General features: G+C 71.5%; 20 protein-coding genes and 2 tRNA genes. 6 read left to right on the top strand and 16 right to left on the bottom strand.

Annotation, left to right across the window (positions count from 1 at the left end):
- Positions 1 to 148 precede the first annotated feature (148 nt).
- Positions 149 to 2,020: a translation elongation factor 4 gene (gene lepA / locus ACWFRU_RS03325; RefSeq protein ID WP_453684148.1), complete on the bottom strand. Its 1,872-nt coding sequence runs from the start codon at positions 2,018 to 2,020 to the stop codon at positions 149 to 151.
- 283 nt (positions 2,021 to 2,303) lie between these two features.
- Here lepA and rpsT point away from each other — a divergent pair, with 283 nt between their 5' ends.
- Positions 2,304 to 2,570, top strand: coding sequence for a 30S ribosomal protein S20 (gene rpsT, locus ACWFRU_RS03330; protein ID WP_135334171.1), 267 nt, complete (start codon positions 2,304 to 2,306; stop codon positions 2,568 to 2,570).
- Positions 2,571 to 3,007: 437 nt separating this feature from the next.
- Here rpsT and holA read toward each other — a convergent pair whose 3' ends face one another.
- On the bottom strand, positions 3,008 to 3,994 hold the full coding sequence (gene holA / locus ACWFRU_RS03335) for a DNA polymerase III subunit delta (protein WP_453684149.1): 987 nt from the start codon (positions 3,992 to 3,994) through the stop codon (positions 3,008 to 3,010).
- Between the two features lie 132 nt (positions 3,995 to 4,126).
- Here holA and ACWFRU_RS03340 point away from each other — a divergent pair, with 132 nt between their 5' ends.
- On the top strand, positions 4,127 to 4,372 hold the full coding sequence (locus tag ACWFRU_RS03340; protein ID WP_399386554.1) for a hypothetical protein: 246 nt from the start codon (positions 4,127 to 4,129) through the stop codon (positions 4,370 to 4,372).
- Positions 4,373 to 4,399: 27 nt separating this feature from the next.
- Here the strand turns inward: ACWFRU_RS03340 and ACWFRU_RS03345 are convergent, their stop codons facing one another.
- From ACWFRU_RS03345 to leuS, 6 genes are all read right to left on the bottom strand, one after another.
- Positions 4,400 to 5,356: a YceI family protein gene (locus ACWFRU_RS03345; RefSeq protein WP_453684526.1), complete on the bottom strand. Its 957-nt coding sequence runs from the start codon at positions 5,354 to 5,356 to the stop codon at positions 4,400 to 4,402.
- A gap of 206 nt (positions 5,357 to 5,562) precedes the next feature.
- On the bottom strand, positions 5,563 to 8,295 hold the full coding sequence (locus tag ACWFRU_RS03350; RefSeq protein ID WP_453684151.1) for a ComEC/Rec2 family competence protein: 2,733 nt from the start codon (positions 8,293 to 8,295) through the stop codon (positions 5,563 to 5,565).
- Complete coding sequence (locus ACWFRU_RS03355) at positions 8,292 to 9,227, bottom strand: helix-hairpin-helix domain-containing protein (protein WP_453684153.1); 936 nt, start codon at positions 9,225 to 9,227, stop codon at positions 8,292 to 8,294. The genes ACWFRU_RS03350 and ACWFRU_RS03355 overlap by 4 nt, the downstream gene beginning before the upstream one ends.
- 863 nt (positions 9,228 to 10,090) lie before the next feature.
- Entirely contained in the window at positions 10,091 to 10,936 is an 846-nt protein-coding gene (locus ACWFRU_RS03360; protein ID WP_453684155.1) for a DegV family protein, read from the bottom strand.
- Positions 10,937 to 11,014: 78 nt separating this feature from the next.
- Positions 11,015 to 11,788: a hypothetical protein gene (locus ACWFRU_RS03365; RefSeq protein WP_453684156.1), complete on the bottom strand. Its 774-nt coding sequence runs from the start codon at positions 11,786 to 11,788 to the stop codon at positions 11,015 to 11,017.
- Positions 11,789 to 11,962: 174 nt separating this feature from the next.
- A complete protein-coding gene (gene leuS, locus ACWFRU_RS03370; RefSeq protein ID WP_453684158.1) occupies positions 11,963 to 14,866 on the bottom strand; it encodes a leucine--tRNA ligase in 2,904 nt (967 codons plus the stop codon).
- A gap of 414 nt (positions 14,867 to 15,280) precedes the next feature.
- Here leuS and ACWFRU_RS03375 point away from each other — a divergent pair, with 414 nt between their 5' ends.
- Both ACWFRU_RS03375 and ACWFRU_RS03380 read left to right on the top strand, forming a co-directional pair.
- Complete coding sequence (locus tag ACWFRU_RS03375; RefSeq protein ID WP_453684159.1) at positions 15,281 to 16,531, top strand: hypothetical protein; 1,251 nt, start codon at positions 15,281 to 15,283, stop codon at positions 16,529 to 16,531.
- Entirely contained in the window at positions 16,528 to 18,123 is a 1,596-nt protein-coding gene (locus tag ACWFRU_RS03380) for an NADH-ubiquinone oxidoreductase-F iron-sulfur binding region domain-containing protein (protein WP_453684161.1), read from the top strand. The genes ACWFRU_RS03375 and ACWFRU_RS03380 overlap by 4 nt, the downstream gene beginning before the upstream one ends.
- A 72-nt stretch (positions 18,124 to 18,195) precedes the next feature.
- On the opposite strand, the gene ACWFRU_RS03385 is transcribed toward ACWFRU_RS03380, so the two are convergent.
- Positions 18,196 to 18,268 (bottom strand) — tRNA-Ala (locus ACWFRU_RS03385).
- 111 nt (positions 18,269 to 18,379) lie between these two features.
- Here ACWFRU_RS03385 and ACWFRU_RS03390 point away from each other — a divergent pair.
- A complete protein-coding gene (locus ACWFRU_RS03390) occupies positions 18,380 to 19,642 on the top strand; it encodes a glycosyltransferase 87 family protein (protein ID WP_453684163.1) in 1,263 nt (420 codons plus the stop codon).
- Here ACWFRU_RS03390 and ACWFRU_RS03395 read toward each other — a convergent pair.
- The 3 genes from ACWFRU_RS03395 to ACWFRU_RS03405 all read right to left on the bottom strand — a co-directional run bounded on the left by ACWFRU_RS03395 (position 19,621) and on the right by ACWFRU_RS03405 (position 21,614).
- On the bottom strand, positions 19,621 to 19,854 hold the full coding sequence (locus tag ACWFRU_RS03395; protein ID WP_006137425.1) for a hypothetical protein: 234 nt from the start codon (positions 19,852 to 19,854) through the stop codon (positions 19,621 to 19,623). The genes ACWFRU_RS03390 and ACWFRU_RS03395 overlap by 22 nt on opposite strands.
- A 3-nt stretch (positions 19,855 to 19,857) precedes the next feature.
- Positions 19,858 to 20,049 carry a hypothetical protein gene (locus ACWFRU_RS03400; RefSeq protein ID WP_453684165.1) on the bottom strand — a complete coding sequence of 64 codons (192 nt, stop codon included), beginning with the start codon at positions 20,047 to 20,049 and terminating at the stop codon, positions 19,858 to 19,860.
- A gap of 86 nt (positions 20,050 to 20,135) precedes the next feature.
- Positions 20,136 to 21,614: an MFS transporter gene (locus ACWFRU_RS03405; protein WP_453684167.1), complete on the bottom strand. Its 1,479-nt coding sequence runs from the start codon at positions 21,612 to 21,614 to the stop codon at positions 20,136 to 20,138.
- 94 nt (positions 21,615 to 21,708) lie between these two features.
- Here ACWFRU_RS03405 and ACWFRU_RS03410 point away from each other — a divergent pair, with 94 nt between their 5' ends.
- A complete protein-coding gene (locus ACWFRU_RS03410) occupies positions 21,709 to 22,626 on the top strand; it encodes a helix-turn-helix transcriptional regulator (protein WP_453684169.1) in 918 nt (305 codons plus the stop codon).
- Positions 22,627 to 22,629: 3 nt separating this feature from the next.
- Here ACWFRU_RS03410 and ACWFRU_RS03415 read toward each other — a convergent pair.
- The 4 genes from ACWFRU_RS03415 to ACWFRU_RS03430 all read right to left on the bottom strand — a co-directional run bounded on the left by ACWFRU_RS03415 (position 22,630) and on the right by ACWFRU_RS03430 (position 25,806).
- Positions 22,630 to 22,702: transfer RNA gene (locus ACWFRU_RS03415), tRNA-Ala, on the bottom strand.
- A gap of 150 nt (positions 22,703 to 22,852) precedes the next feature.
- The gene (locus ACWFRU_RS03420; RefSeq protein WP_365817037.1) at positions 22,853 to 23,494 is read right to left on the bottom strand and encodes a histidine phosphatase family protein; all 642 of its coding nucleotides are present in this window, start codon (positions 23,492 to 23,494) and stop codon (positions 22,853 to 22,855) included.
- Positions 23,491 to 23,937 carry a ribosome silencing factor gene (gene rsfS / locus ACWFRU_RS03425; RefSeq protein WP_361828200.1) on the bottom strand — a complete coding sequence of 149 codons (447 nt, stop codon included), beginning with the start codon at positions 23,935 to 23,937 and terminating at the stop codon, positions 23,491 to 23,493. Before rsfS ends, ACWFRU_RS03420 begins: the two co-directional genes overlap by 4 nt.
- Positions 23,938 to 24,072: 135 nt before the next feature.
- Positions 24,073 to 25,806, bottom strand: coding sequence for an LCP family protein (locus ACWFRU_RS03430; RefSeq protein ID WP_453684172.1), 1,734 nt, complete (start codon positions 25,804 to 25,806; stop codon positions 24,073 to 24,075).
- Between the last annotated feature and the right edge of the window lie 13 nt (positions 25,807 to 25,819).

Consider the following 25,819-nt stretch of genomic DNA (forward strand, 5'->3'; position numbering starts at 1 on the left):
GATCAGAGTAGAGCGCTGAAGCCCGGTGCGTAAGGGGCTTCTGCCTGTCACTTCCTACAAGAACGGGTCCGCCGCGCAAGAGCGCGACGGACCCGCTGAGATGCCGGTGTGACGCCCGTGACGGACGGGACGGCGGCCGAGGCCTGAGCTACTTCTTCCCCTTGCCCGGGCCGCTGTCGTCACTGGAGAGCACCGCGATGAAGGCTTCCTGCGGCACCTCGACGGAGCCGACCATCTTCATGCGCTTCTTGCCCTCCTTCTGCTTCTCCAGGAGCTTGCGCTTACGGGAGATGTCACCGCCGTAGCACTTGGCGAGGACGTCCTTGCGGATGGCGCGGATGGTCTCGCGGGCGATGACCCGGGAGCCGATCGCGGCCTGGACGGGCACCTCGAAGGCCTGGCGGGGGATGAGCTCGCGCAGCTTGGCCACCAGGCGCACGCCGTACGCGTACGCGGCGTCCTTGTGGGTGACGGCGGAGAACGCGTCGACCTTGTCGCCGTGCAGCAGGATGTCGACCTTGACGAGCTGCGCGGACTGCTCGCCCGTGGGCTCGTAGTCCAGCGATGCGTAACCCCGCGTCTTGGACTTCAGCTGGTCGAAGAAGTCGAAGACGATCTCGGCGAGCGGCAGCGTGTAGCGGATCTCCACGCGGTCCTCGGAGAGGTAGTCCATGCCGAGCAGGACGCCGCGCCGGTTCTGGCACAGCTCCATGATCGAGCCGATGAACTCGCTCGGGGCGAGGATCGTGGCGCGTACGACGGGCTCGTACACCTCGTCGATCTTGCCCTCGGGGAATTCGCTCGGGTTGGTGACGGTGTGCTCGGTGCCGTCCTCCATGATCACGCGGTAGACCACGTTCGGAGCGGTGGCGATGAGGTCGAGCCCGAACTCGCGCTCGAGCCGCTCCCGGATGACGTCGAGGTGCAGCAGCCCCAGGAAGCCCACGCGGAAGCCGAAGCCGAGGGCGGCCGAGGTCTCCGGTTCGTAGACCAGCGCGGCGTCGTTGAGCTGCAGCTTGTCCAGGGCCTCGCGCAGGTCCGGGTACTCCGAGCCGTCCAGCGGATAGAGCCCCGAGAAGACCATCGGCTTGGGGTCCTTGTAACCGCCGAGGGCCTCGGTGGCGCCCTTGTGCAGGGAGGTGATCGTGTCACCGACCTTGGACTGACGGACGTCCTTCACGCCGGTGATGATGTAGCCCACCTCGCCGACGCCGATGCCGTCGGCCGGGGTCATCTCGGGGGACGACACTCCGATCTCGAGCAGCTCGTGCGTGGCCCCGGTGGACATCATCCGGATGCGCTCACGCTTGTTGAGCTGGCCGTCGACCACACGGACGTACGTCACGACACCGCGGTACGAGTCGTACACCGAGTCGAAGATCATCGCGCGGGCGGGCGCGTCGGCGACACCGACCGGCGGCGGGACCTCGGCGACGACCTTGTCGAGGAGCGCCTCGACGCCCATGCCGGTCTTCGCGGAGACCTTGAGCACGTCCTCCGGGTCGCAACCGATGAGGTTGGCGAGCTCCTCGGAGAACTTCTCCGGCTGGGCGGCCGGCAGGTCGATCTTGTTGAGCACCGGGACGATCTTGAGGTCGTTCTCCATCGCCAGGTAGAGGTTGGCGAGAGTCTGAGCCTCGATGCCCTGCGCCGCGTCGACCAGGAGGATCGTGCCCTCACAGGCCGCCAGCGAGCGCGACACCTCGTACGTGAAGTCCACGTGCCCCGGGGTGTCGATCATGTTGAGAACGTGCGTACTGCCCTTCTCGGGCCCCTCCGTGGGGGCCCAGGGCAGACGCACCGCCTGGGACTTGATCGTGATGCCGCGCTCGCGCTCGATGTCCATGCGGTCGAGGTACTGAGCACGCATCTGGCGCTGGTCGACCACGCCGGTCAGCTGGAGCATCCGGTCGGCAAGCGTGGACTTGCCGTGGTCGATGTGCGCGATGATGCAGAAATTACGGATCAGAGCCGGGTCGGTACGGCTCGGCTCGGGCACATTTTTAGGGGTCGCGGGCACGCAGGGTCCTGTCTCTTGAGGCGCCTGTCGCCTCGGGTCGGATCTATACGTAGGTTCCATGGTCCCATGGGTGAGGCACTGGGCCCGGTGGGGGCCGGTCGGGGTGGGGTGCGGGGCCCGGATTGGGCCGGTCGAGACGGGGAGCGGGGCCCGGATTGGGCCGGTCGGGGAGCGGCTGGTAATCTGGGCAGCTGTGTCTCCTGGCCCTCTCAGCTCTGAGGCACATGTCAAAGAAACTCATCTGCAGTACCTCTGCAGTACCTGAACCTGAAAAGGCTCTTTCGTGGCGAACATCAAGTCCCAGATCAAGCGGATCAAGACCAACGAGAAGGCGCGTCAGCGCAACAAGGCGGTCAAGTCTTCGCTGAAGACCGCGATCCGCAAGGCCCGCGAGGCCGTTGCCGCAGGCGACACCCAGAAGGCCGTCGAGGCGACGCGTGAGGCTTCGCGTCAGCTCGACAAGGCTGTCTCGAAGGGTGTCATCCACAAGAACCAGGCCGCCAACAAGAAGTCGGCGCTTGCTTCGAAGGTCGCGACCCTCCAGGGCTGAACCCCTTGCCCCGGTCCGCCGGGGCGCTGATCAATCCTCCCGCGAGGGTAATTCGAGCCCTCTACCTCGATTCGCGGACAGACCCCGCAGTACGCCACGCTGCGACGATGCCCCCGGCCCACTCCGGGGGCATTGCTGTGCCCGGGGCCAGGGAGGAGCCCCGTCAGGGGCGCGGGGAACGGCGCGAGCAACCACGACGCACGCGCGGACGACAGACGGCCGGAGGCCCCGTCAGGGGCGCGGGGAACGGCGCGAGCAACCGTGGACGGCCCGCGGACGACGAACCGGCGGAGGGGCGTCAAGGGGCGCGGGGAACTGCGCGACCAGCCACGACGCACGCGCGGCTTCAAGACGGCGGGACGCTACTTCAGGGGCGCGGGGAACTGCGCGAAAACCACGGCAGCCCCGCACGGGAACCGCACGGGAACCGCACGGGACTAACCCCGCCGAGACCGAGCCGCACGAGCAATCGCCACGACAGCCTTCTCCAGGGCGTACTCAGGGTCATCGCCCCCACCCTTGACCCCCGCATCAGCCTCCGCACAGGCCCGCAGCGCAACCGCCACCCCGTCAGGGGTCCACCCCCGCATCTGCTGCCGCACACGATCGATCTTCCACGGCGGCATCCCCAGCTCCCGAGCCAGATCCGCCGGCCGCCCGCCCCTCGCGGAGGACAGCTTCCCGATCGCCCGCACGGCCTGCGCCAACGCACTGGTGATCAGTACGGGAGCGACCCCGGTCGACAGGGACCAGCGCAACGCCTCGAGCGCCTCCGCGGCCCGCCCCTCCACCGCCCGGTCGGCCACGGTGAAACTGGAGGCCTCGGCCCGCCCCGTGTAGTAGCGGCCGACGACGGCCTCGTCGATCGTGCCCTCGACGTCAGCCACCAGCTGGGACACCGCCGAGGCAAGCTCCCGCAGATCGCTGCCGATCGAGTCGACCAGGGCCTGGCACGCCTCGGGCGTGGCCGAACGCCCCAGCGCGCGGAACTCGCTCCGTACGAACGAGAGCCGGTCCGCGGCCTTCGTCATCTTGGGGCAGGCGACCTCACGGGCCCCGGCCTTGCGCGCGGCGTCGAGCAGCCCCTTGCCCTTGGCACCGCCCGCGTGCAGCAGGACGAGGGTGATCTCCTCGGCCGGCGACGCGAGATACGCCTTCACGTCCTTGACCGTGTCGGCCGACAGATCCTGCGCGTTGCGTACGACCACGACCTTGCGCTCGGCGAAGAGCGAGGGACTGGTCAGCTCGGCGAGCGTGCCGGGCTGCAACTGGTCGGAGGTGAGGTCGCGCACGTCCGTGTCGGCGTCCGCGGCACGTGCGGCCGCGACCACCTGCTGCACGGCGCGGTCGAGGAGGAGGTCCTCCTGGCCCACGGCGAGCGTGAGGGGAGCGAGCGGGTCGGCGGTATCTGTCTTCCTGGCCATCGCGTCAAAGCATCCCACGCGGCACTGACAGCCCGTCCCGTGCCAGGCCAGGCAGCCCGTCCGTGCAGGCCACACAGCCCGTCCCGTACAGCCGGTTCCCGACCGCCTCCCCCGGTACCGGACAATGAGCGGGTGACCGACGTACGACATGTCCTGGTGCTGCCCGACCGCGATGCCGCGGAGGAGGTGGCCGAAGAACTCCCCGACCGTTTCGGCGTGCGCGAGCAGCCCCAGCTCGTCCGTGACGCCCTGGCCGGCGAGGACGACGCCGAGGACGCCCAGTGGCTGGTGGTGATCGAGGACCCGGAGCGGCGCCTGGACCGCACGGCCCTGGACGATCTGGCGGCGGAACACGAGGGCTGGCTCGAAGCTCCGTGACGGCCCTTCGCCCATGGGAGCCCGGCGTCAGCTCTTGGGCAGGACCTGGATGTCCAGATCGATCGAGATGCTGGGACCGACCGCGGCGATGCCACGGGCGAGCATCGTCTGCCAGTTGATCGTGAAGTCGTCGCGATGCAGCTCGGTGGAGGCGCGGCAGGCCACCCGGGTCTCGCCCTCCAGGCCCTGGCCCACCCCGAGGTACTCCGTCTCCAGCGTCACCGTCCGCGTCACACCGTGCAGCGTCAGGCCGCCCGTGATCGCCCAGCGGGTGCCGCCCTTGTGCACGAAGCGGTCGCTGTAGAACTCCATCGTGGGGAAGCGCGCCACGTCGAGGAAGTCCTTGGACCGCAGGTGGTCGTCACGCATCCGCACCGCGGTGTCGATGGAGGCGGCGTCGATGACGACATGCATCGCGGAGTCCTCCATCCGCTCCCCCAGCCGTATGGCCCCCGCGAAGCTGTTGAACCGGCCGTGGATACGGGCCAGACCGATGTGCCGCGCGGTGAAGGCGACCGACGAGTGCAGGGGGTCGATCTCCCAGTCACCGGGCTCGGGCAGCGCCGGGGGCGGGGCTATCTGGAGCATGACGTCACCGAGCGAGGCGTGCGCGCTCTCCCCGACCGTGGCGTTCGCCCGGTACGGGGTGAACCCTTCCGCCGAGACCGCCAGGCGGTAGTCCCCGGCAGGAACGGTCGCGACGAACGAACCGTACGGATCGAGTCCCCCGCCCACGACCTTGCGCCCCATGGCATCGTTGACCGCGAACTCCGCGTGCCGCACGGGCTCGTTGACGGGGTCGAGCACCCGGCAGCTGAGCACGCCCGCGCTGGGCGGCACCGCCACCGCGGAAAGAGGCCCGCCTCCCCGCCCCGCTCGCCCTGCCCCACCGGCTCGTCCTGCCTCACCAGCTCGTCCTGCCCCACCGGCTCGGTTCATCCGGCCGGCTCGGTTCGTACGGTCTCCCAGCCAACGGCCGAACATTTGCGACACACCCCCGCGCACCTTGACAACTCTGGTCACGAAGAGGCATTCGATCACCGTTGCGGCATTCGATGCAACACGAACCCACTGCGCTGAAATCCTGCGTTAGCGCTGAAACTGTCACGAGTAACCGAATTGCTCCTCCTGGGTGGGGGTTTGGCCGCTCAGGGCGGCTCGGACGAGGGGCGGGCGGGGTCCGCGGCCCGTCATGGAGGGCGCGTGGTCACCTTCAAGGGGGGAGCTCCGTTCCCCGGCCCGGCCGCCGACCCGCTGGTCGGGCCCGACACCGCGATCGAGCCGCTCGTGTCCGTACGCAGCACCTCCGCTCCCCCGGCCCGCAGCGCCGCGACCGTCCGGGGCGCCGGATGTCCGTACGAATTGTCCCGCCCGCAAGAGATGAGGGCGAGGCGCGGCGCGGCCCGCCGGAGGAGTTCGGGGTCCTGGTAGGCCGAGCCGTGGTGGGCGACCTTGAGCACGTCCACGGGTGGCAGCGCCGCCACGGCCGGGGTGCGGGTCAGGGCTCGCTGGGCGGGCGGTTCGAGATCACCGAGCAGGAGCAGGGTCATCCCCATGGCCCGTACGAGCAGGGTGACACTGGCGTCGTTCGCGCCGTCGGGAGCGGGCCCCGCCCCCGGCCCGGCCGCCATGGGCCAGAGCACCCGCCAGTCGAGGGCTCCCGCACCCGCACGGCGCCGCTCCCCCGCCACGGCTTGGCTCACCGGGATCCGATGGGCGGCAGCCTGCGCCCGTACGAACCGTGCCTGCTCGGGCGGCTCCTGGAACCCCGTCGTCTGGATCGCCCCGACCGAACGCCCCCGCAGCACCCCCGGCAGTCCCGCCACGTGATCAGCGTGGAAGTGCGTCAACAGCACGAGCGGCACACGGGTCACGCCCAGCGAACGCAGACAGCGGTCCACGAGCACCGGGTCGGGACCCGCGTCGACGACCACTCCCGCCCCGTCACCGGCGGCGAGCACCGTCGCGTCCCCCTGGCCCACGTCACACATCGCGAACCGCCACCCCGGCGGAGGCCAGCCCGCGATCACCCGGGTGAGGGGCGGGGGCTGCACGACCGCGAGGAGAAGCAGCAGGGCGCAGGCCGCGCTGAGCCACGGGTGCCTGGCGAGCCTGCGGCCAACCAGCACCACGCCGACCGTGGCGAGGGCCAGCAGCAGACCGCCACGCCAGCCGCCGGGCCAGTCGACCCCGCTGCCGGGCAACCCCGCACCCGTGCGGGCGATGTCCGCGATCCACCCGGTCGGCCAACTCGCGCACCAGGCCAGCGCCTTGGCCACCGGCATCGCGACCGGCGCGGCCGCGAGCGTGGCGAAGCCGAGGACCGTGGCGGGCGCCACGGCCACCTCCGCGAGGAGATTGCAGGGCACCGCCACCAGGCTCACCCGTGCCGCGATGACCGCCACGACGGGCGCGCACACCGCCTGCGCCGCGGCCGCGGCCGCCAACGCCTCCGCCAACCGCGGAGGCACCCGGCGTCCCCTCAGGGCGGCACTCCACCTCGGGGCGAGGGTGAGCAGCGCTCCGGTGGCCAGGACGGAGAGCAGGAAGCCGGGACTCCGGGCCAGCCACGGGTCGTACAGGACGAGCAGCAGCACGGCGGCGGCCAGGGCCGGGATCAGCGAACGGCGCCGCCCTGTGGCGATGGCGAGCAACGCGATCAGCCCGCAGGCCGCGGCCCGCAGCACACTGGGGTCCGGTCGGCAGACGATGACGAAGCAGAGGGTGAGGACGCCGCCCAGCAACGCCGTCGCCCGCAGCGAAATCCCCAGCCGTGGCGCGATACCCCGGCGTTCGGCACGCTGGGATAGGCCGGGCGGACCGATGAGCAGCGCGAGGACGATCGTGAGGTTGGCCCCGCTCACCGCCAGAAGATGCGTCAGATCGGTCGCCCTGAACGCCTCTTCCAGCTCGGGCGGCACGCGCGAAGTGTCCCCCACCACCAGCCCGGGCAACAACGCCCGCGCGTCGGGCGGCAGCCCGTCCGTGGCCTCCCGCAACCCGCCCCGCAACCGTCCCGCCACCCGTTGCGCCCCCGACGGCCCCTCGACCACCCGCGGCACCGACTCCCCGCCCACCCGCAACACCGCCGCCACACGGTCACCCCGCAGCAAGGGAGCCGAAAGACTCCCCCGAACACGCACCCTGGTCGAAGGCAGAAGCGCAAGCCAACGCGCCTTGCTCCAGGGGGCCGCGGAAGCCTCGTCCCCCCTCCTCGGGGGCCCGACGGAATCCCCGCTGTCAGCACTCTCGTCGCCCTCGCCGCCCTCGCCGCCCTCGGCGAGGACCAGGGCCGGGGTGCGGGTCACGGAGGTGGTGCCGTTCGGGGACGTCACCCGGACGATCTCCGCGTTCAACATGACGGAGGGCGGCATCGCATGCGCCCCCGTGATGCGGGGCCGGGTCAGCCGGGGGTCGGAGGTGACCTCCAACTCGACCTCCGCCTCCGCATACTGACGCGCCAGAGCAGGGACTGGCCCCCGATACAAGTCGGCCCCATGCAGTGCCGCCGAGGTGGCGCCCGCCGCGGCACAAAGGAGGACGGCGGCCACCGACACCCGCTGCCAGGGCTGCCGCTGACGCTGGTGCTGCGGTCGATTGTCGGCCGGCCCCTGCACAGCTTGCGCAGCCCCTGCAACCCCCGCAGCCCGCCGCCCTCTCACCGTCCACGTCACCAACAGGACACCGGCCGCCGCCACACAGACCACCACGGCCGCGATCACCCATCGAGGCGGGGCGTCCAGCGTCAGGGCCGCGGTGCCCCACGCCGCGAGGGCGGGCGGCACGAGGCGCAGGTCCAGTGGGCCCTCCGGGCGTGGCCGGGGATCCGCGAGTCGGCGGCTGTCCGGGGCGTGAACGGCGGGATGTCCCGGGCCTCTTGTCGCTTCCGGCCCACCGGCCGTCGCCCGGCTCGGCGCTCTCATGGCCGCACGAGATTCTGCAGGTCGGCATAACGCTTGTCCCCGATTCCATTGACCTCCCGCAGCTCGTCCACCGAGCGGAAACCGCCGTGTTCCGTCCGGTAGTCGATGATGTGCTGCGCCAGGACGGGGCCCACGCCCGGCAGTTCGTCGAGTTGCTCGGCGGTAGCCGTGCTCAGGCCGATCGGCGCGGCGGGGCTCGCTCCCGTCGCCCCTGCTGCCGCCCCCGCACCAGGAGCCGCCGGAGCTGCCGGTGCCGTCGCCGGAGCGCCGACCACCACCTGTTCGCCGTCGACGAGGAGACGGGCACGGTTGAGGCCGTCCGTGTCGGCGCCGGGACGTACGCCGCCCGCGGCCTTGAGCGCGTCGGCGACCCGGGAGCCTGCGGGCATCCGCAAGATCCCGGGACTGCGGACCTTCCCACTGACGTCCACGACGATCCGAGCACCGCCGGGGCCGCTCGCCGGTCGGCCGCCGCCTTCCGCAGAAGGCGGGGCCCCCGGTGACGGAGACGGCTCCGCGGCCCGGTCGGGCGCCGCCCCCACCACGTCCGGCGCCCGCACCGGCTGCGTCCGCCCCGCCCAGAAGTGCTGGGCCGCGAAGACCGCCGCGAGGGCGAGCACCACCAGGAGCGCGACCAGGCTTCGCCGCTCAAGACCGCACCGCAGCTGCAGCCACAACGGCAACCGCTCCCGCACCGCGAGCCCCAACCGCCCCGGCAGCGGCGGTACGGCCTCAGCCTCGCCCGCAGGAGCCACCGCCCCCTGAGCCCCTCGGGACTCCGAAAGCTGATCCCCCGCCTCAGCCCCCGCCTCGGCCCGCTCCTCGACCCGCGCCTGAGCCCCCGGCACGGTCGCGGCATCCGACCGCGCCACCTCCCGAGGCTGCCGCCGCACGGCCTCCGGCAGCGTCACGGCCTCCGGCTGCTGCGACACCGACCGAACCGCACGCACGCCCTGAGCTGCCCGTACACCCTGAGCCGCTGCCCGCCCACCCTGCACCGCCGGCCCAACCCGCGTTCGCCCCACACTCGCCGACGCCGACGCCGGCGCAGGCCCAGGCCCACGAGCACCCTGAGCTGCCCGTACACCCTGAGCCGCTGCCCGCCCACCCTGCTCCGCCGGCCCAACCCGCGTTCGCCCCACACTCTCCGACGCAGACGCCCACGCAGGCCCAGGCCCAGGCGCAGACCCAGACCCAGACGACCGCGCAGCCCCCGGCCGAAACAGCAGCCCCGACTCCGACGCCTCGCCCTCCACAGCCTCCAACTCCGGCTGCCGCCACCGCACGGCCCGCACCGGCACCGGCACCGGCGCACCGTAATCCTGTGACGACTCCCGTCCCCCAGCCTCCGCCCCCGGCGGCGCCCCCCGCGGCGCCCCCCGCGCCGCCCCCGACCTCAACTCCCCACCGATCCGCCCCCCTTCGCTCCCGGCAGGGAAAAGCAGCTCCGCGCGCCGCCGCAACGCCTGTGCCCGCGCCTCCGCCGAAGCGTGCCTGCGCCGGATCGCCCGCCCGCGGGCATTGCGGTATCGCGCGCGCTCGGCTGAAGCAGGGCCGCCCTGCGCGCGGCCGGTGGAGACGCGACCGTCCGACGCGGGGCCTCGCCCCGGTCCGCTTGTCGCGGCAGATGTCCGTGAAAGTGATCGAAGTGCCATGCGGACGACGCTAGGCACTCCAACAGAACGACGTTGATCTTGGTCAATTCCCGTGGATTACTCACGGGTTGTGGAAAACCTCGTCACCCTCACCCTCGCCCCTCGCCCCTCGCCCCTCGCCCTCGCCCTCGCCCTCGCCCTCACCAGGGCGAAACCACAGCCCCCAACAGCCCAGGCCCCGTATGCGCCCCGATCACCGCGCCCACCTCACTCACATGCAGCTCCGCGAGGCCGGGCACCCGGTCCCGGAGGCGGTCCGCCAGAGTTGTCGCGCGGTCGGGCGCCGCCAGGTGATGCACCGCGATGTCCACGCGGTCCGTCCCGGCCCGCTCCACCGCGATCTCCTCGAGGCGGGCGATGGCCTTGGACGCCGTCCGCACCTTCTCCAGCATCTCGATGCGTCCGCCGTCCAACTGGAGCAGCGGCTTCACGGCGAGGGCCGAGCCGAACAGGGCCTGCGCGGCGCCGATCCGGCCGCCACGGCGCAGGTAATCCAGTGTGTCGACGTAGAAGTACGCGGACGTGTTCGCGGCCCTCTTCTCCGCCGCGGTCACCGCCTCGTCCACCGAGCCGCCCGACTCGGCGGCCTCCGCCGCCGCGAGGGCACAGAAGCCGAGGGCCATCGCGACCATTCCGGTGTCCACCACCCGCACCGGCACCGGCGCGTCCTTCGCGGCGAGGACCGCCGCGTCGTACGTGCCCGAGAACTCGGCGGACAGATGCAGCGAGACGATGGCCGTGGCGCCCGACTCGGCGACCTTGCGATAGGTCTGCGCGAAGACTTCCGGGCTCGGCCGGGAGGTGGTCACGGAGCGCCGTTTCTGCAGCGCCAGAGCCAGGGAACGCGCCGAGATCTCCGTGCCCTCTTCGAGGGCCTGGTCACCGAGGACCACGGTCAGAGGTACCGACGTGATGCCGTGCCGCTCCATCGTCCGCTGCGGCAGATAGGCCGTTGAATCCGTGACGATCGCGACATGACGGGACATGCGGTGGAGATTACCTGCCTGGACCCGACGACGGCAGCCCGGCCCCACGCCCGGGTCCTGGCTCGGCCCCTCGCCCGGTCACGTCGTGCTCTCGGGCCTGGTCTGCTTCTCCCAGGGATAGGTGGGCCGCGGCGTGGGCGGCGTGATGGCCGGCCGCGCCGACTCCGACGGGGCCTCCGCCGATTCCGCCCGCTCCGGACGCTCCGCCTGCGCCGACGGCTCCGTCCACGTCTGCTCGGCCCCCTTGCCCGCGTCCGCCGCCGGCTCGGGCTCGGGCCACGCGGCGGGGGTCTGCGTGGGCGCGGGCTCCTTCGTCCAGTGCCGCAGGGCGCCCGTCTCCAGGTCGATCTGCGAACTCAGCGAGTCCAGGTCGTCATCGGCGAACCGGTGGGCGCGGTCGCGCACCACCCACCGCAGCGAATCCGCCGACTTCGTGATCTGCGCCGTACGCTCCCGCAGCGCGGGGAGCCGCGATGCCAGGGACGTCTTGTCGGGGTCCCGCTCAAGGCGCCGGAGCTCCTCGTCCAACTCGTGCCCGTGCGCGCTGAGCCGCTCGAAGAGGCCCAGGGACTCCTTCAGCGAGGCGTCCTCGACCACGCCTGCCTGCAGTGCGTCCTGCGTGGCCCGCATCGACGTACGCAACGAGAGGCGCAGCTGGGCCAGTTCGCCGGCCGTGCCCACCTGCGCGAAGCTCTTGGCGCGCAGCGTCGTGTCCTCCACGGACCGGCGCGCCTGCGAGATCGTGCGGTCCACGCCGCGCTTGGCCGCTCCGACCGCCTTCACCGTGAGGTACGCACCGAAAACGACGAACAGCAGGACGAGCAGTGCCACGATCACGCCCACGGCTTCCATGACGCTCCTCTCAGGTCCTGCGGCGAGTTCCGCACCGACTCTTCAACGGTAAACGCAAAGAGCAGGCCGAGGGTTCCAACGGAACCCCCAACCTGCCCGTAGGGGACTACCCTCATGCCCCCTCGCACACGTTCAGCACCCGGCGGCACGCCGGAGCGATGTCACCGCCCGGCGTTACGCCGGAACGATGTTCACCAGCTTCGGCGCCCGAACGATGATCTTGCGGATACCGGCACCGTCCAGCGCCGCCAGCACCCGCTCGTCGCCCAGGGCCACCTTCTCCAGCTCCTCGTCGGAGATCGACGGGGAGACCTCCAGGCGCGCCCTGACCTTGCCCTTGATCTGCACGACGCAGGTCACGCTCTCGTCCACGACGTACGCCGGGTCGGCCACCGGGAAGTCCTGGTGGACGACCGAGTCGGTGTGGCCCAGCTTGCGCCACAGCTCCTCGCCGACGTGCGGGGCCAGCGGGGCGATCAGCAGCACCAGGCGCTCGGCGACCGAGCGCGGCAGCGTGCCGCCCTCCTTGGTCAGGTAGTTGTTCAGCTCGGTGATCTTGGCGATGGCGGTGTTGAACCGCATGCCGTCCAGGTCCTGGCGCACGCCGTCGATCGCCTTGTGCAGGGCGCGCAGCGTGCCCTCGGCGATGTCGGACTCCGCGACGTCGGCGACGGTGACCTCCCCGGTCGACTCGTCGACGATCAGACGCCACATCCGCTGCAGCAGGCGGTACTGGCCCACCACCGCGCGCGTGTCCCACGGGCGCGAGACGTCCAGCGGGCCCATCGCCATCTCGTACAGGCGCAGGGTGTCGGCGCCGTACTCCTCGCAGATCTCGTCCGGAGTGACGGCGTTCTTCAGGGACTTGCCCATCTTGCCCAGCTCGCGCCGGACCGGCTCGCCCTCGAAGAAGTACTGGCCGTCGCGCTCCTCGACCTCGGTCGCCTGGACCGGGAAGCCGCGGCTGTCGCGGTACACGTAGGCCTGGATCATGCCCTGGTTGAACAGCTTGTGGAACGGCTCGGCGGACGAGACGTGGCCCAGGTCGAACAGGACCTTCGACCAGAAGCGCGCGTACAGCAGGTGCAGCACCGCGTGCTCGGCGCCGCCCACGTACAGGTCGACGCCGCCCGTCGGCTGGCCCTCGCGCGGGCCCATCCAGTACTGCTCGACCTCCGGGTCGACCAGCTTCTGGTCGTTGTGCGGGTCCAGGTAGCGCAGCTCGTACCAGCACGAACCCGCCCAGTTGGGCATGGTGTTGGTCTCCCGGCGGTAGCGCTTCACGCCGTCGCCCAGGTCCAGCTCGACGTTGACCCAGTCCTCGTTGCGGGACAGCGGAGTCTCCGGGGAGGTGTCCGCGTCGTCCGGGTCGAAGGTGCGCGGGGAGTAGTCCTCGACCTCCGGCAGCTCCAGGGGCAGCATCGACTCGGGCAGCGCGTGGGCGACGCCGTCCTCGTCGTAGACGATCGGGAAGGGCTCGCCCCAGTAGCGCTGGCGGCTGAACAGCCAGTCGCGCAGGCGGAAGTTGACGGTTCCCTCGCCGATGCCGCGGGTGGCCAGCCAGCCGGTGATGCGCGCCTTGGCACCGGCGACATCCAGGCCGTCCAGGGAGATCTCCGGGTTCGTGGAGTTGATCAGCTTCGCCTCGTACGAGGAGAAGGCGTCGTCCCACGTCGAGGGGTCGGTGCCGCGGTCGTCCGCGGGCTCGACCACGCAGCGCATCGGCAGGTTGAAGGCGCGCGCGAAGGCGAAGTCGCGGCTGTCGTGCGCCGGGACGGCCATGATCGCGCCGGTGCCGTAGCCCATCAACACGTAGTCGGCGATGAAGACCGGGACCTGCTCGCCGCTGACCGGGTTGGTGGCGTAGACACCGGTGAAGACGCCGGTCTTCTCCTTGGCGTCGGCCTGGCGCTCCACGTCGGACTTGGACGCGGCGAACGCGCGGTACTTGGCGACGGCCTCGGCCGGCGTGGCGTGCCCGCCGGTCCACGTCTCGTGGGTGCCCTCGGGCCACGCGTCGGGGATGACCTTGTCGACCAGCTCGTGCTCGGGCGCCAGGACCATGTAGGTGGCGCCGAACAGGGTGTCCTGGCGGGTGGTGAAGACGGTGATCGCGTCGCCGTCCTCGGTGCCGACGGGGAAGGCGACGCGGGCGCCTTCGGAGCGGCCGATCCAGTTGCGCTGCTGCAGCTTGATGGCCTCGGGCCAGTCCAGCGCGTCCAGGTCGTCCAGCAGGCGGTCCGCGTAGGCGGTGATGCGCATGTTCCACTGGCGCAGCTTGGCCTTGAAGACGGGGAAGTTGCCGCGCTCGGAGCGTCCGTCGGCGGTGACCTCCTCGTTGGCCAGGACGGTGCCCAGGCCGGGGCACCAGTTGACGGGCGCGTCCGAGGCGTACGCCAGGCGGTACTCGCCCAGTACCTCCGCGCGCTCGGAGGCGTCCAGTTCGCTCCACGCGCGCGTGGTGCCCGGTACGGCACGCTCACCGCTGTCGAACTGGGCGACCAGGTCGGCGATCGGGCGGGCCTTCTGGGCGTCGGTGTCGTACCAGGAGTTGAAGATCTGTACGAAGATCCACTGGGTCCACTTGTAGTAGTCCGGGTCGATCGTCGCGAAGGTGCGGCGCTTGTCGTGGCCCAGGCCCAGACCGCGCAGCTGCGCCTTCATGTTCTCCATGTTGGCCTCGGTGGAGGCCCGGGGGTGGGTGCCCGTCTGCACGGCGTACTGCTCGGCGGGCAGGCCGAACGCGTCGAAGCCCAGGGTGTGCAGGACGTTGTGGCCGTTCATCCGCTGGAAGCGCGCGAAGACGTCCGTGGCGATGTAGCCCAGCGGGTGGCCGACGTGCAGGCCCGCTCCGGAGGGGTACGGGAACATGTCCATGATGAACTTCTTGGGCTTGGCGACCAGCGCGGCCTGCGCCTCGTCGGCCGCCGCCAGGTCACCGCTCGGGTTGGGTGCCTCGTACGTGCCGTCGGCGTCCCAGAAGTCCTGCCAGCGTGCCTCGATCTCGGCGGCCAGGGCGGCCGTGTAGCGGTGCGGTGCGGCCACCTCGGAGGCGGCAGCAGAATTCGTCTCGCTCATGATCCTCAAAGCTCCATCGATCGTCTCTGCCTGCGGAAGTGACCGTCCCGGCCAAATGAAAAAGCCCCTCACACAGGAGGGGACGCCGCGCCGATGCCGACCGCGATTTTCCGGCGGTCGGGACTGATCAGCGCGGCCCGCTAAGCAGAAGGCGTACGGCACGCATGGCGTCAGGGTACCGCAGCGCCCGCGCGGCCCGCGACGAGGTTCCACCGCGCCGCTCGACGCCGCCGCGTGGTTCACCGATGGGCCGGAGGCTCACCTTTGGCCAAGGGTTACTCCGCGTACCGACCCCTATCGGGGCAACACCAAGATCGCATCGCTTTTAGATAACGACGCAATAACTCAAACCGCGTACTCGCCGGTATGAGGACACTTAGCATGCGGCGATCGAGCCATTTCGGAGTCGCCCCCATGAACCCTCTGAATCCTCCTCGCAAGAGCCGCTCCAACCGCTCCAACCGCACCGCCCGCAAGAGCCGTTCGTTCGCAGCCTTCCCCGAACCGAGCAGAACCACGCGCGGAGTCCTGATGACCGCCGCGCTGCTTCTCATACCCCTGCTCGTGATCATCGGGAGCGACGCCTTCCGCGCCGCACTCGACTTCACCACCGGCGTCCTTTCCCTGGTCTCCCTGACCGCCGCCGTCTTCTGGGGCCTGGTCGCCACCGACCGGCTCTTCCTGCACTCCCGTCAGCGACTGCTCGCCCAGGCCGTGCACCGGGCCACCGCGGTCGCCTCCATCGGTTTCCTGCTGCTCCACGTCACCGTCAAGCTCATGCTCGACCACGTGTCCCCGGTCGGCGCTTTCATCCCCTTCGGGACGGGCTTCTCCGGCAGCGACGGGCTCATCGGCCTCGGCTCGCTCGCCGGGCTCCTCATGGTGGTCACCGGCGTCACCGGGGCCCTGCGCAGCGCCTTCGCCTCACCGGCCCAGGTCGCGTCGCGCTGGCGCGCGCTGCACATGCTCGCCTACCCGGCCTGGTGTTCGGCGCTGATCCACGGCCTGTACGCGGGACGCGCCCCCGCGACCTGGGTGACCGTCCTCTACAGCCTCTGCCTGGTCGCCGTGGCGGGCGCGGTCGCGCTGCGCGCGTCCCCGCTCCCGGTCAAGCGGAAGGTGGCCGCCCGGATTCTGGCCGTCCTCGAACCGGAGCGCAGGGCGGGCGGCAGAGACGCCGTGCGCCGGGACACCACCGAGTCCCCGCTCCCCGGCACGGCCGCCGCTCCCGGCCGCGCCCCCGAACCCGGCCCCGACACCGCCCCGGTGGTCGGCATCGCGGCGGCCTACCGCGTCCTCGCCTCCACCGACCGGCCCACGGAGGTCACGGAGGTACTGCCGCACACCGAAGCCCCCGCGCCCCGCTGGCCGTCCCCGTCCCCGCCTCCCCCGGCCGAGGCCCCGCACATCCCGTACGACGACACCACGTACGCGTACGACACCCACTCCACGGCGTACGGCTCGGAGGACCCCGGCTACCGCTCCCACGACACCGCGTACGACCCGCCGTACGGCGCGCCCACCGACCCTCCGTACGAAGCCCCCTATCAAGCCCCGTACCAACCCCCGTACGACAACGGTCCCGCCACTGAACCGCTGCCCCAGACCTTCCAGGCGCCGAGTTCGGGCGAGCCCTGGAACGCCGCCACCGGAGGCCCCAAGTGAACGCGTCGCTGCCCGACGTCCCCGAAGTCCGCGTCGTCGGGCTTCCGCTCCTGACCTCGGGCTTCGACCTGGTCGAGCGCCTCGATCTGGCGATGCACCTGAAGGTGCACGGCCCGCTCGAACCCATGGCGGGCGAGTCCCTCGCCTCCCTCTCCGAGGCGATCTCGCTGCGCGGCAGGGGCGGCGCGGGCTTCCCCTTCGCCAAGAAGCTGCGCTCGGTCGCCGACGCGGCGATACGTCGCGGGGTGCGCCCCGTGGTCGTCATCAACGGCAGTGAGGACGAACCGGCCTGCCGCAAGGACACCGTCCTGATCAACCGGGCCCCGCACCTCATCCTCGACGGCGCCCTCCTTGCCGCCGAGGCGCTGGGCGCCCGCACGCTCGTCGTGGGCGTCACGCGGGACTCCACGGAGTCCTCGATGCTGGCGGCACTCGCCGAGCGCGGCCTGACCAACCGGCGCGGATCGAGCATCCGCGCGCGCGTGCAGCGCAATCCGGTGCGCATGGTGACCGGCGAATCGTCGGCCCTGGTGCGTTCGGCGGACGGCGGCCCGCCCAAGCCGCCGGGGCGCAAGGTGCGCACCTCCGACTCCGGGGTGGGCGGCGCGCCCACGCTCCTGTCCAACGCGGAGACCTTCGCCCAGCTCGCGGTCGCCGCGCGGATCGGCCCCGACCGCTACTGCCGCACCGGCCTGCGGGACGAGCCCGGCACGGTGCTGCTCACCGTCTCCGGAGCCGTCGCGAGGCCCATGGTGGTCGAGGTCCCCACAGGAGTGCCCCTGCGGTACGTCCTGCAGCTGGCCGGCGCCCCGCCGCTCCCCCAGGGCGTCCTGACGGGCGGCTATCACGGCAAGTGGCTCGACGCGGTCACCGCTCATGACGCGGTCGTCTCCCGTGCCTCCCTGGAGGCCTGCGGGGGCGCGCTCGGCGCGGGCGCGATCCTGCCGATCGGCGCCGGCACCTGCCCGCTCGGGGAGGCGCTGCACGTGGCGAACTGGCTGGCCTCCGAGAGCGCGGGCCAGTGCGGCCCCTGCTACCTGGGCCTTCCCGCGGCGGCCCGCGGCCTCGCGGACGTCCTGGACGGCGGCGGCCCCACCGCCCTGGAGGCACTGCGCGAGGTGACACGGGCCGTGAAGCGACGCGGTGCCTGCAAGCACCCGGACGGAACGGCGGCGTTCATCGAGTCCACGATCTCCGCGTTCACGGACGACCTCGCCGCGCACGTCCTGGGCGGTGGCTGCGGCCGCCCCGTGGAGGGCGTCCTGCCGCTCCAGGAGGAGGTACCGCAGGCCGAGGCCCCCAGTGGCCGCAGGCTCGCCGTCGACTGGACGCTGTGCCAGGGCCACGGGCTGTGCGCGGACATCGTCCCCGAGCTGATCCAGCTGGGCCCCGACGGCTTCCCCGGTGTGGCGGAAGCGTCCGTACCGCGCTACTCCGAAGCGCGCGCCGAGCGCGCCGTACGCCGCTGCCCGGCGCTCGCGCTGCGCATCGAGGAGGACCCGTCCGCGCCGTCGCCGCGCACGGCACTGCCGCTCGCCCTGCCGCCGGGCCGCGGCCGTGGCCGCCGGGCGCTCGGCAGCGGACGGCAGTGACCCGCCCCTAGGTGCCTGGTCAGACACACGAAAGCGGGCCACCCGATCCGGGTGGCCCGCTCTCATCTGCTGTGGAGCTAAGGAGAATTGAACTCCTGACCTCCTGCATGCCATGCAGGCGCTCTACCAACTGAGCTATAGCCCCTTGCTTGTCCGCCCGGTTTCCCCGGCGACTTCGTAAACATTACACGGTCCTCCCCGTGCTCCACCAAATCGTTTCCGGTCTGTACGGATACGCCCGGTACTGTCTGCCTTCGTGACCGTGATCGCGCTTGTCGGCGCCCGCCGCCGCGTGCCCCTCGCCGCCGGGGCCTGCCTGCTCTCCTTCACGGCTTTCTGGCTCGCGCAGCGCGCGGCGGACGTCTCGATGATCGACTTGATGGTCTACCGGGCCGAGGGCGAGACCGTGCGCGCGGGCGGCGACCTCTACGCGCTGCGGACCACCGAGGCCCATCTGCCCACCACATACCCGCCGTTCGCCGCCCTGCTGTTCACGCCGCTGACGCTCCTGGACACGGCGGAGATGCGCACGCTGGCGACACTGGCGAACCTGCTTCTCCTGGTGGTCTTCGCCCACCTCGCCCTGCGTCTCGTGGGGCCCGCCCAGAACACCGGGCGGCACGGCACCGGGCACGCGCGCGTGGAGAGCGCCCTGTGGGTGGCCGCGCTCGCGGTCTGGGCCGAGCCGGTGTGGACCACCCTGCGGTACGGCCAGATCAATCTGCTGCTCGCCGTCCTGGTCCTGTGGGATCTCTCCCGCCGCCCCGGTCACCGCTGGGCGGGCCTGGGCATCGGCATCGCGGCCGCGATCAAGCTCACGCCCGCGCTCTTCGCGGTGTTCCTGCTGCTCACCGGCGCCGCGGAGGCCGCGCGGCGCGGGCCGTGGCGCGTACCCGTACGGCACGCGTGCGTGGCCGCCGTCTCCTTCGCCGGCGCGACACTGCTCGCGGCCGCCGTCCTGCCCTACGACTCGCGGCGCTTCTGGACCCGGATGGTCTTCGAGGCGGGCCGGGTCGGGCTCCCCGAGGACACCGCGAACCAGTCCCTGCGCGGGGTGCTCGCACGGCTCCTGCACACCGAGGAACCCGGCCTCTGGTGGATCGGGGCCGCGGCGGCGGCCGGCGCGCTCGGCCTGACGGTCGCGGTGCGCGCGGCCCTCCGCGGGGAACGCGCCAGGGCGGCGGTGAGCTGCGCGGCGACGGCGCTCCTGGTGAGCCCGGTGTCGTGGTCGCACCACTGGGTGTGGTGCGTGCCGATGGCGCTGCTCGTGTGGACGGAGGCGGTGCGCCGGGGCGGCCGGGCCCGGTGGGCGGGCACCGGCGCGATGGTCCTCGTCTTCTGTTCGTACGCCCTGTGGTGGGTCCCGCACGGCGTGGGGCGGCTCGAACTCGACCAGAATTATGGCGAGATGACGCTGTCAGCCCTCTACGTAGGGACCGCTTTCGCGTTCCTGCTGCAAGGAGCCGGACACCGGGCACGCCTGAGGATCAGGCGAGGTCAAGCCGTGGCGAAGGAGTAGAAGCGCTTGAGCGTGCAGTGTTCGTCGAGCAGCCGGCCATAGATCGGCTCCCCTTCGAGTTCGCGGTACGTCTCGATGGGGTCGCCCTTTATGATCAGCGCCCGCGCGCACTCCTCGCACCAGTACTGGTAGTCCTGGTTGACCGGTTCCATGTCGCGGACGATCGGCGTGCCACTGCCACACCAGTCGCACTTCCGCCTGTGTGCACCCATCAATCAGCTCCAGCTGCGGCCGCAGGCCGTGCACACGTACGAGACACCGCCGTTGTCGCCGAGAACTTGGGCGACATGGGACGAACCGCAGGACGGACAGGTGAGGAGAGGGGTCGCCGCGAAGGGAGAGGCAGCGCGTCGTGACGCGGCCACTGCGACGGGGCCGTCGGCCCCATCGAGGATGCTCGCAGGCATCGCTCTCCCTCCCGTCGGGTCACAATCGGTGGTCTGGTGCGGTCCCCTTCCGGCTGTCCGATTCTGCCACGGCCTGAGCGACCCGGTCAGCGACGCAGTCGTACCAGTCCGGACACGGCGCCCAGTGCGGCCGCCCCGGCCAGGGCGTATGTGCACACCAGGAGGGCGTCCGCGGATGAATACGCCCCCGGAGCCCCTTGTGACTCAAGCCGGTTGAGGAAAAGTGCGCCATAACACGCGACGCCGGTCGACTGGCCGAGCTGAGCGACCGTCGACAGGAGGCCGCTGGCGTCCGCGGCGTCCTCGGGCCGCACCGTGGACAGCGCCCGCGTCAGCGTCGGGCTGAACCCCAGGGAGAGACCCGCACCGATGCCCACGAAGGCCACATAGAGCCATGGTCCGCCCTCGCCGCCGTCCCGCAGCAGCAGCCCCACGGCGACCGCGGAGAGCGCCGTGAGCGCGAACCCGCCGGGAATCAGTGCCCGTTGGAGCACCGCGGGCCAGCGGCGCCACGTCAGGCCGACCGCGCCGAAGACCACCGCGGTCGGCGCGAACGTCAGACCGGCGCGCAGCGCGCTGTAACCGAGGCCGCCCTGGATGTGCAGCGTGAGCACGAACAGGAAACCCGCGTTGACCCCCATCACCGCGGCGATCCGGAAGACGGCGAGGCCCATGCCGGGGATGCGCAGGACCCGCGGCGAGATCAGCGGCGCGCCGCCCCCGCGGGCGAGCCGGGACTCGTACGCGCAGAAGAGGGCGAAGAGCGGCAGCGCGCACCCCAGCGAGAGCCAGGACCACAGCGGCCAGCCCTCCTGCTGACCGAGCACCAGCGGCACGGTGAGCAGCGACACGGCGGCGCCGAGCAGCACGAGCCCCGGCAGATCGAGCCCCCGCGCCCGCCGCCCCTCCCCCGGTTCCCGCACGGCGTCACGCGGCAGCACGCGCCCCGCCGTGATCAGCAGGACCACACCCACCGGCACGTTCACCAGGAACACCGGGCGCCATCCCGTGCCGAACAGGTCGGCGCTGACCAGGACACCGCCGAGCACCTGCCCCGCGGCGGCCCCGACGGCGAGCGTGGCCGCGTACACGCCGAGCGCCTTCGTCCGCGCCTCTCCGGTGAAGTTGCGCTGGATCAGGCTGAGCACCTGCGGGATGAGCAGCGCCGAGCCCGCGCCCTGCAACAGCCGGAAGGCGATCAACTCGCCCGTCCCCCGGCTGAGTCCACAGGCGAGCGAGGCGACGGTGAAGACCGCGAGGCCGATGAGATAGACGCGACGGTGTCCGAGCCGGTCACCGAGCCGCGCACCGGTGATCAGCAGCACGGCATACGTGATGGTGTAGCCGGCGACCACCATCTGCAGGCCCGCGCCCGAAGCGCCCAGTTCGGTGCGGATGGTGGGCGCGGCGACATTGACGATGAAGACGTCGAGCAGCGCCATGAACTGTGCGGCGATGACGACGGCGAGCAGCCGTCCGGGGCGGTTGTCGGTGCCGGGGGCTTTACTGGACGCAGGGCTCGAACCAGCGCGATCCGTCGCGGTGGGCGGGGATGTGGTTGTCATGACACCGAGCGTGGCGGCGAGTTGGTACGGGTAACGAGAGCCCGCCGATGCTGGTACTGGCAGCACCTGGCAAGGCCCGGGGCGAGGACCGACCATGGGGGATGTGACGACGATGGGGACGACTCAGCGACGGAGGCCGGAGCTCGCCGCCTTCCTGCGCGGCCGCAGGGCCAGGGTGACACCGGCCGACGTGGGCATGCCGCCGGGCCTGCGCCGCCGTACGCCGGGGCTGCGCCGCGAGGAGGTCGCCCAGCTCTCCGGAGTCGGCGTCACCTGGTACACGTGGCTGGAGCAGGGCCGCCCGATCAACGCGTCGGCGCAGGTCCTGGACGCCGTGGCGCGCACGCTCCGGCTCGACAGGGCCGAGCGCGAGCATCTCTACCACCTGGCGGAGGTTCCGTACGAGCCGGTCCGCAAGACCACGTCCCCCGCGGCCGTCGGCCCGGAGGTCCAGGGCATCATCGACGCGCTCGACCCGCACCCGGCGGTGGTCTACAACGCGCGGTACGACATCCTCGCCACCAACCCCGCCTACCGCGACCTCTTCTTCGTCCCGCAACTGGAGGCCTTCGGCGCCCCGAACGTGCTGTGGACGCTGTTCATCGCCCCCGACCCGGTCTGCCCGCTGGTCTTCCGCGACGAGGAGCTGCCGGTGATGGTGGCGACGCTGCGCAGTTCGTACGGACGGCATGTGGGCGAGCCCGCCTGGGAGGACTTCATAGGCCGGCTGTCCGCCGCGAGCGCGCGCTTCGCCGAGCTGTGGGAGCGGGGCGACGTGGCGCCGCCGGGGCCCCGTGTGAAGACGTTCCGGCACGAGGCGGTCGGAGAGCTGCGGATGACGTCGGTCTCGCTGTCCATCAACGGCATGCCGGAGTGCCGGATCGTCGTGTACACCCCGGACGACGAGGAGAGCCGCCGACGGTCGGCCGAGCTTCGCGAGCTCAGGCCCCCGGAAGCAGATGGGCCCCCGGGAACAGAAGAATCCCGCCCTCTGATGAGGACGGGATCCTGATTGTGGAGCTAAGGAGAATTGAACTCCTGACCTCCTGCATGCCATGCAGGCGCTCTACCAACTGAGCTATAGCCCCGTGTGTTCTTCGTGTTCCTCCCGCTCGGCGGGCGAACAAGAAGAACTTTAGCCTGCGCCGGGCCGGAATGTGAAATCCGGGTGAGGGGCCCTCTCCGGCTCTCCGACCAGCGGCTCTGTCACCCGCTCTCGGGCCCGCCCCGGCCCAGGCCTAGTCGTCGTCGCCGAGCACCGGCTCCGGCAGTGTGCCGGCGTTGTGCTCGAGGAGGCGCCAGCCCCGCGCGCCCTGGCCGAGCACGGACCAGCAGCAGTTGGAGAGCCCGCCGAGGCCCTCCCAGTGGTGGGACTCCAGGCCGAGGAGGCGGCCGATGGTGGTGCGGATCGTGCCGCCGTGGCTGACCACCACGAGCGTGCCGTTCTCCGGCAGCTTCTCGGCATGGCGCAGCACGATCGGCGCGGCACGGTCGGCGACCTCGGTCTCCAGCTCACCGCCGCCCCGGCGCACCGATTCGCCGCGCTTCCACGCGGCGTACTGGTCGCCGAAGCGCGCGATGATCTCGTCGTGCGTCAGGCCCTGCCACTCACCGGCGTACGTCTCCTGGAGACCCTGCTCGTGCGTGACGGGCAGGCCGGTGAGGGCCGCGAGCTCGTTCGCCGTGGCCGCCGCCCGCTTCAGGTCGGACGCCACGATGGCGTCCGGCTTCAGCGAGGCGAGCAGCCGGGCGGCGCGCCTGGCCTGAGCGACTCCGGTGTCGGTCAGCTCGATGTCCGTGGAGCCCTGGAAGCGGCGCTCCAGGTTCCAGGACGTCTGGCCGTGCCGCCACAGGATGATCCGGCAGCCGCGGCTGGTCACCGAAGCTCACCGTCCAGGTCGGCTGCCTCCTCCGCGGCGCGCTGCTCGGCGTGCTCGGCGGCCTTGCCGCGGGTCGCGACGGCGTCCGCGGGGAGCTCGATCTCGGGGCAGTCCTTCCACAGGCGCTCGAGGGCGTAGAAGACACGCTCCTCGCTGTGCTGGACGTGCACCACGATGTCCACGTAGTCCAGGAGGACCCAGCGGGCTTCGCGGTCGCCCTCGCGGCGCACCGGCTTGACGCCGAGCTCCTTGCTGAGCCGCTCCTCGATCTCGTCGACGATCGACTTGACCTGGCGGTCGTTGGGCGCGGAGGCGAGCAGGAAGGCGTCCGTGATCGACAGCACGTCGCTGACGTCGTACGCGATGATGTCGTGCGCGAGCTTGTCGGCGGCCGACTGAGCGGCGACCTTGATGAGCTCGATGGAGCGGTCCGTGGCGGTCACAGTTGAGCTTTCCTTCAGGTGGTCAAGACACCCCAAGGGTCTCACGGACCGCCGGAGGACCTCCCGTCGATTACGCGACGGCCCTGTCTGCTGCGTCACCCCGGCCGGAGGAACCCCCGGCCGGGGCCGCCGCCGTCATCCCGCGTCGTAGTCCTGACCGAGGACGACCGACACATCCGCGTTGGGTGCGGTCTTGCCCTTGCGGACCGCGCCGTCCGGCAGGCCGAGGGTCTTGGCGACCTCGGTGGCCTGCGTCTTCTTGTCCGCGTCGGCATAGGTGACCTGCGATGTCGCCTGGGCCGTCGAGCCCGCGCCGCCGTCCACGAAGGTGTAGCCGCCGTTGACCAGCGAGATCCGCGCGTCCTGCCCGGCGCCCTTGCTGCCGGACGCGTTCTTGACGCCGACCCGTACGGCCGCGTCCTTGTCCGGGTTCTTGACCGCGCCGCCCAGGACGTTCTTGACCACGCTCGCGCCGGCCTTCTCCGAGAGCGTCCCGTCCTGCCGCACCGGGAGCAGCTGCGTGGAGTAGTCGCCGCCCTTGGCGCGGTCGGCGAGCTTGGCGAGGAAGGCGCCGAGGTCCTTCTCCTTGAGGGAAGGGTCGAGGATCTGGGCCAGCGACTGGACGGTGGTCGTCGCGGCCTGCGGGTCGGACGACAGCTTGCGCAGGACACCCTGCATGACCTGCCCGAACCGGTCGAGCTGCGCGGTCTCCGGCTCGCCGGACGCGCGGTAGGTGGCGTACGCGACGGCCATCGGGCCGCTCAGGGTCTGCTGCTCGCCCTTCTTCACGAGGGGCGCCTGGCCCTTCTTGGCCTTGGGGTCGGGCACCTCGGCGTCCGTGTCGATGTCGATGTTGCCGACCAGCTCGACGAGGTTGTTCAGGTAGGGGGTGTCCAGGCGCCAGGTGCCCTCGACCTGGGTGCCGAGCAGGCTGTCGATCGACTCGCGGGTGCCGGTGGAACCGTCGTCGTCGACCGACTTGCCGAGCGTCGTCCCCGCGCCCTCGTCGTCCGTCACGGACAGGGCGTTGGGCAGCAGGACGGTGGTGCCGCGCTTGGTGGTGGTGTTGTTCACCAGGAGCGCCGTGGAGGTGCCGCCCCCCTTGGTGTTGTGCAGGTGGACGACGATCACGTCGCGGTTCTGCGGTCCGGTCGCCGCTGCGCCGCCGTCGGCCGCGTCGTCCGACAGGCCGGGCAGCTTGCCCGCGTACCAGAGGTAGCCGACGCCGCCCGCGATGACGAGCGCGAGCACCACGACGAGGGCGACGACCCGGGAACGCCCGCGCCGCTTGGCCTCCTCGCGCCGCTCGGTGCGGCTCTCGGTGAACTTCAGCCAGTCGATGACGTCCTCGGACTCTTCGTCCGGCTCCTCGATGAAGGAGAACTGCTGGGTCTCGTACGCGGGATCGCGGCGCTGGGGCTCACGCCGCGGCTCGGCCTCCAGGTCCGGCTCCGGCTCGGGTTCCGGCTGCCGCGACTGCTGCGGGATCCAGCCGGTCTGCGTCTGCTGGGCGGTCTGCGGCTGGGGCTGGGGCTGCGGCTGCGCCGCCTGCTGAGGCTGATCGTAGGCGCCGTACGAACCGGCGTCGTACGCACCGGAGTCGTACGGCGGGGCCGGCGCCTGCTGCCCCGTCGCGTACGGGTCGTAGCCGTAGCCCTGCGGCGGCTGCTGGTACTGCTGCTGGGCCTGGGCCTGGGACCCGTACTGGTCGTACGAGGCCGACGGCTGGGCCTGCTGGGCCTGCTGCTGGACCTGCTGATACACCGGCTGCCCGTACTCGTCGTACCCGACGATCTGGTACTGATCAGCCGCGTACTCGCCCGCGTACGGGTCGCCGCCCGCATACGGGTCGTACTGTCGGTCGTTCACCGGTGCCCCTCTC

The sequence above is a fragment of the Streptomyces sp. NPDC055099 genome, from assembly GCF_053607685.1.

Coding starts and splice junctions, on each gene's coding strand:
- holA (WP_453684149.1), bottom strand. CDS start 3,994: ATGGCCAGGAAGACAGATACCGCCGACCCGCTCGCTCCCCTCACGCTC.
- ACWFRU_RS03345 (WP_453684526.1), bottom strand. CDS start 5,356: ATGTTCGGCCGTTGGCTGGGAGACCGTACGAACCGAGCCGGCCGGATG.
- ACWFRU_RS03350 (WP_453684151.1), bottom strand. CDS start 8,295: ATGAGAGCGCCGAGCCGGGCGACGGCCGGTGGGCCGGAAGCGACAAGA.
- ACWFRU_RS03360 (WP_453684155.1), bottom strand. CDS start 10,936: ATGTCCCGTCATGTCGCGATCGTCACGGATTCAACGGCCTATCTGCCG.
- ACWFRU_RS03365 (WP_453684156.1), bottom strand. CDS start 11,788: ATGGAAGCCGTGGGCGTGATCGTGGCACTGCTCGTCCTGCTGTTCGTC.
- leuS (WP_453684158.1), bottom strand. CDS start 14,866: ATGAGCGAGACGAATTCTGCTGCCGCCTCCGAGGTGGCCGCACCGCAC.
- ACWFRU_RS03375 (WP_453684159.1), top strand. CDS start 15,281: ATGAACCCTCTGAATCCTCCTCGCAAGAGCCGCTCCAACCGCTCCAAC.
- ACWFRU_RS03395 (WP_006137425.1), bottom strand. CDS start 19,854: ATGGGTGCACACAGGCGGAAGTGCGACTGGTGTGGCAGTGGCACGCCG.
- ACWFRU_RS03400 (WP_453684165.1), bottom strand. CDS start 20,049: ATGCCTGCGAGCATCCTCGATGGGGCCGACGGCCCCGTCGCAGTGGCC.
- ACWFRU_RS03405 (WP_453684167.1), bottom strand. CDS start 21,614: ATGACAACCACATCCCCGCCCACCGCGACGGATCGCGCTGGTTCGAGC.
- ACWFRU_RS03410 (WP_453684169.1), top strand. CDS start 21,709: ATGGGGGATGTGACGACGATGGGGACGACTCAGCGACGGAGGCCGGAG.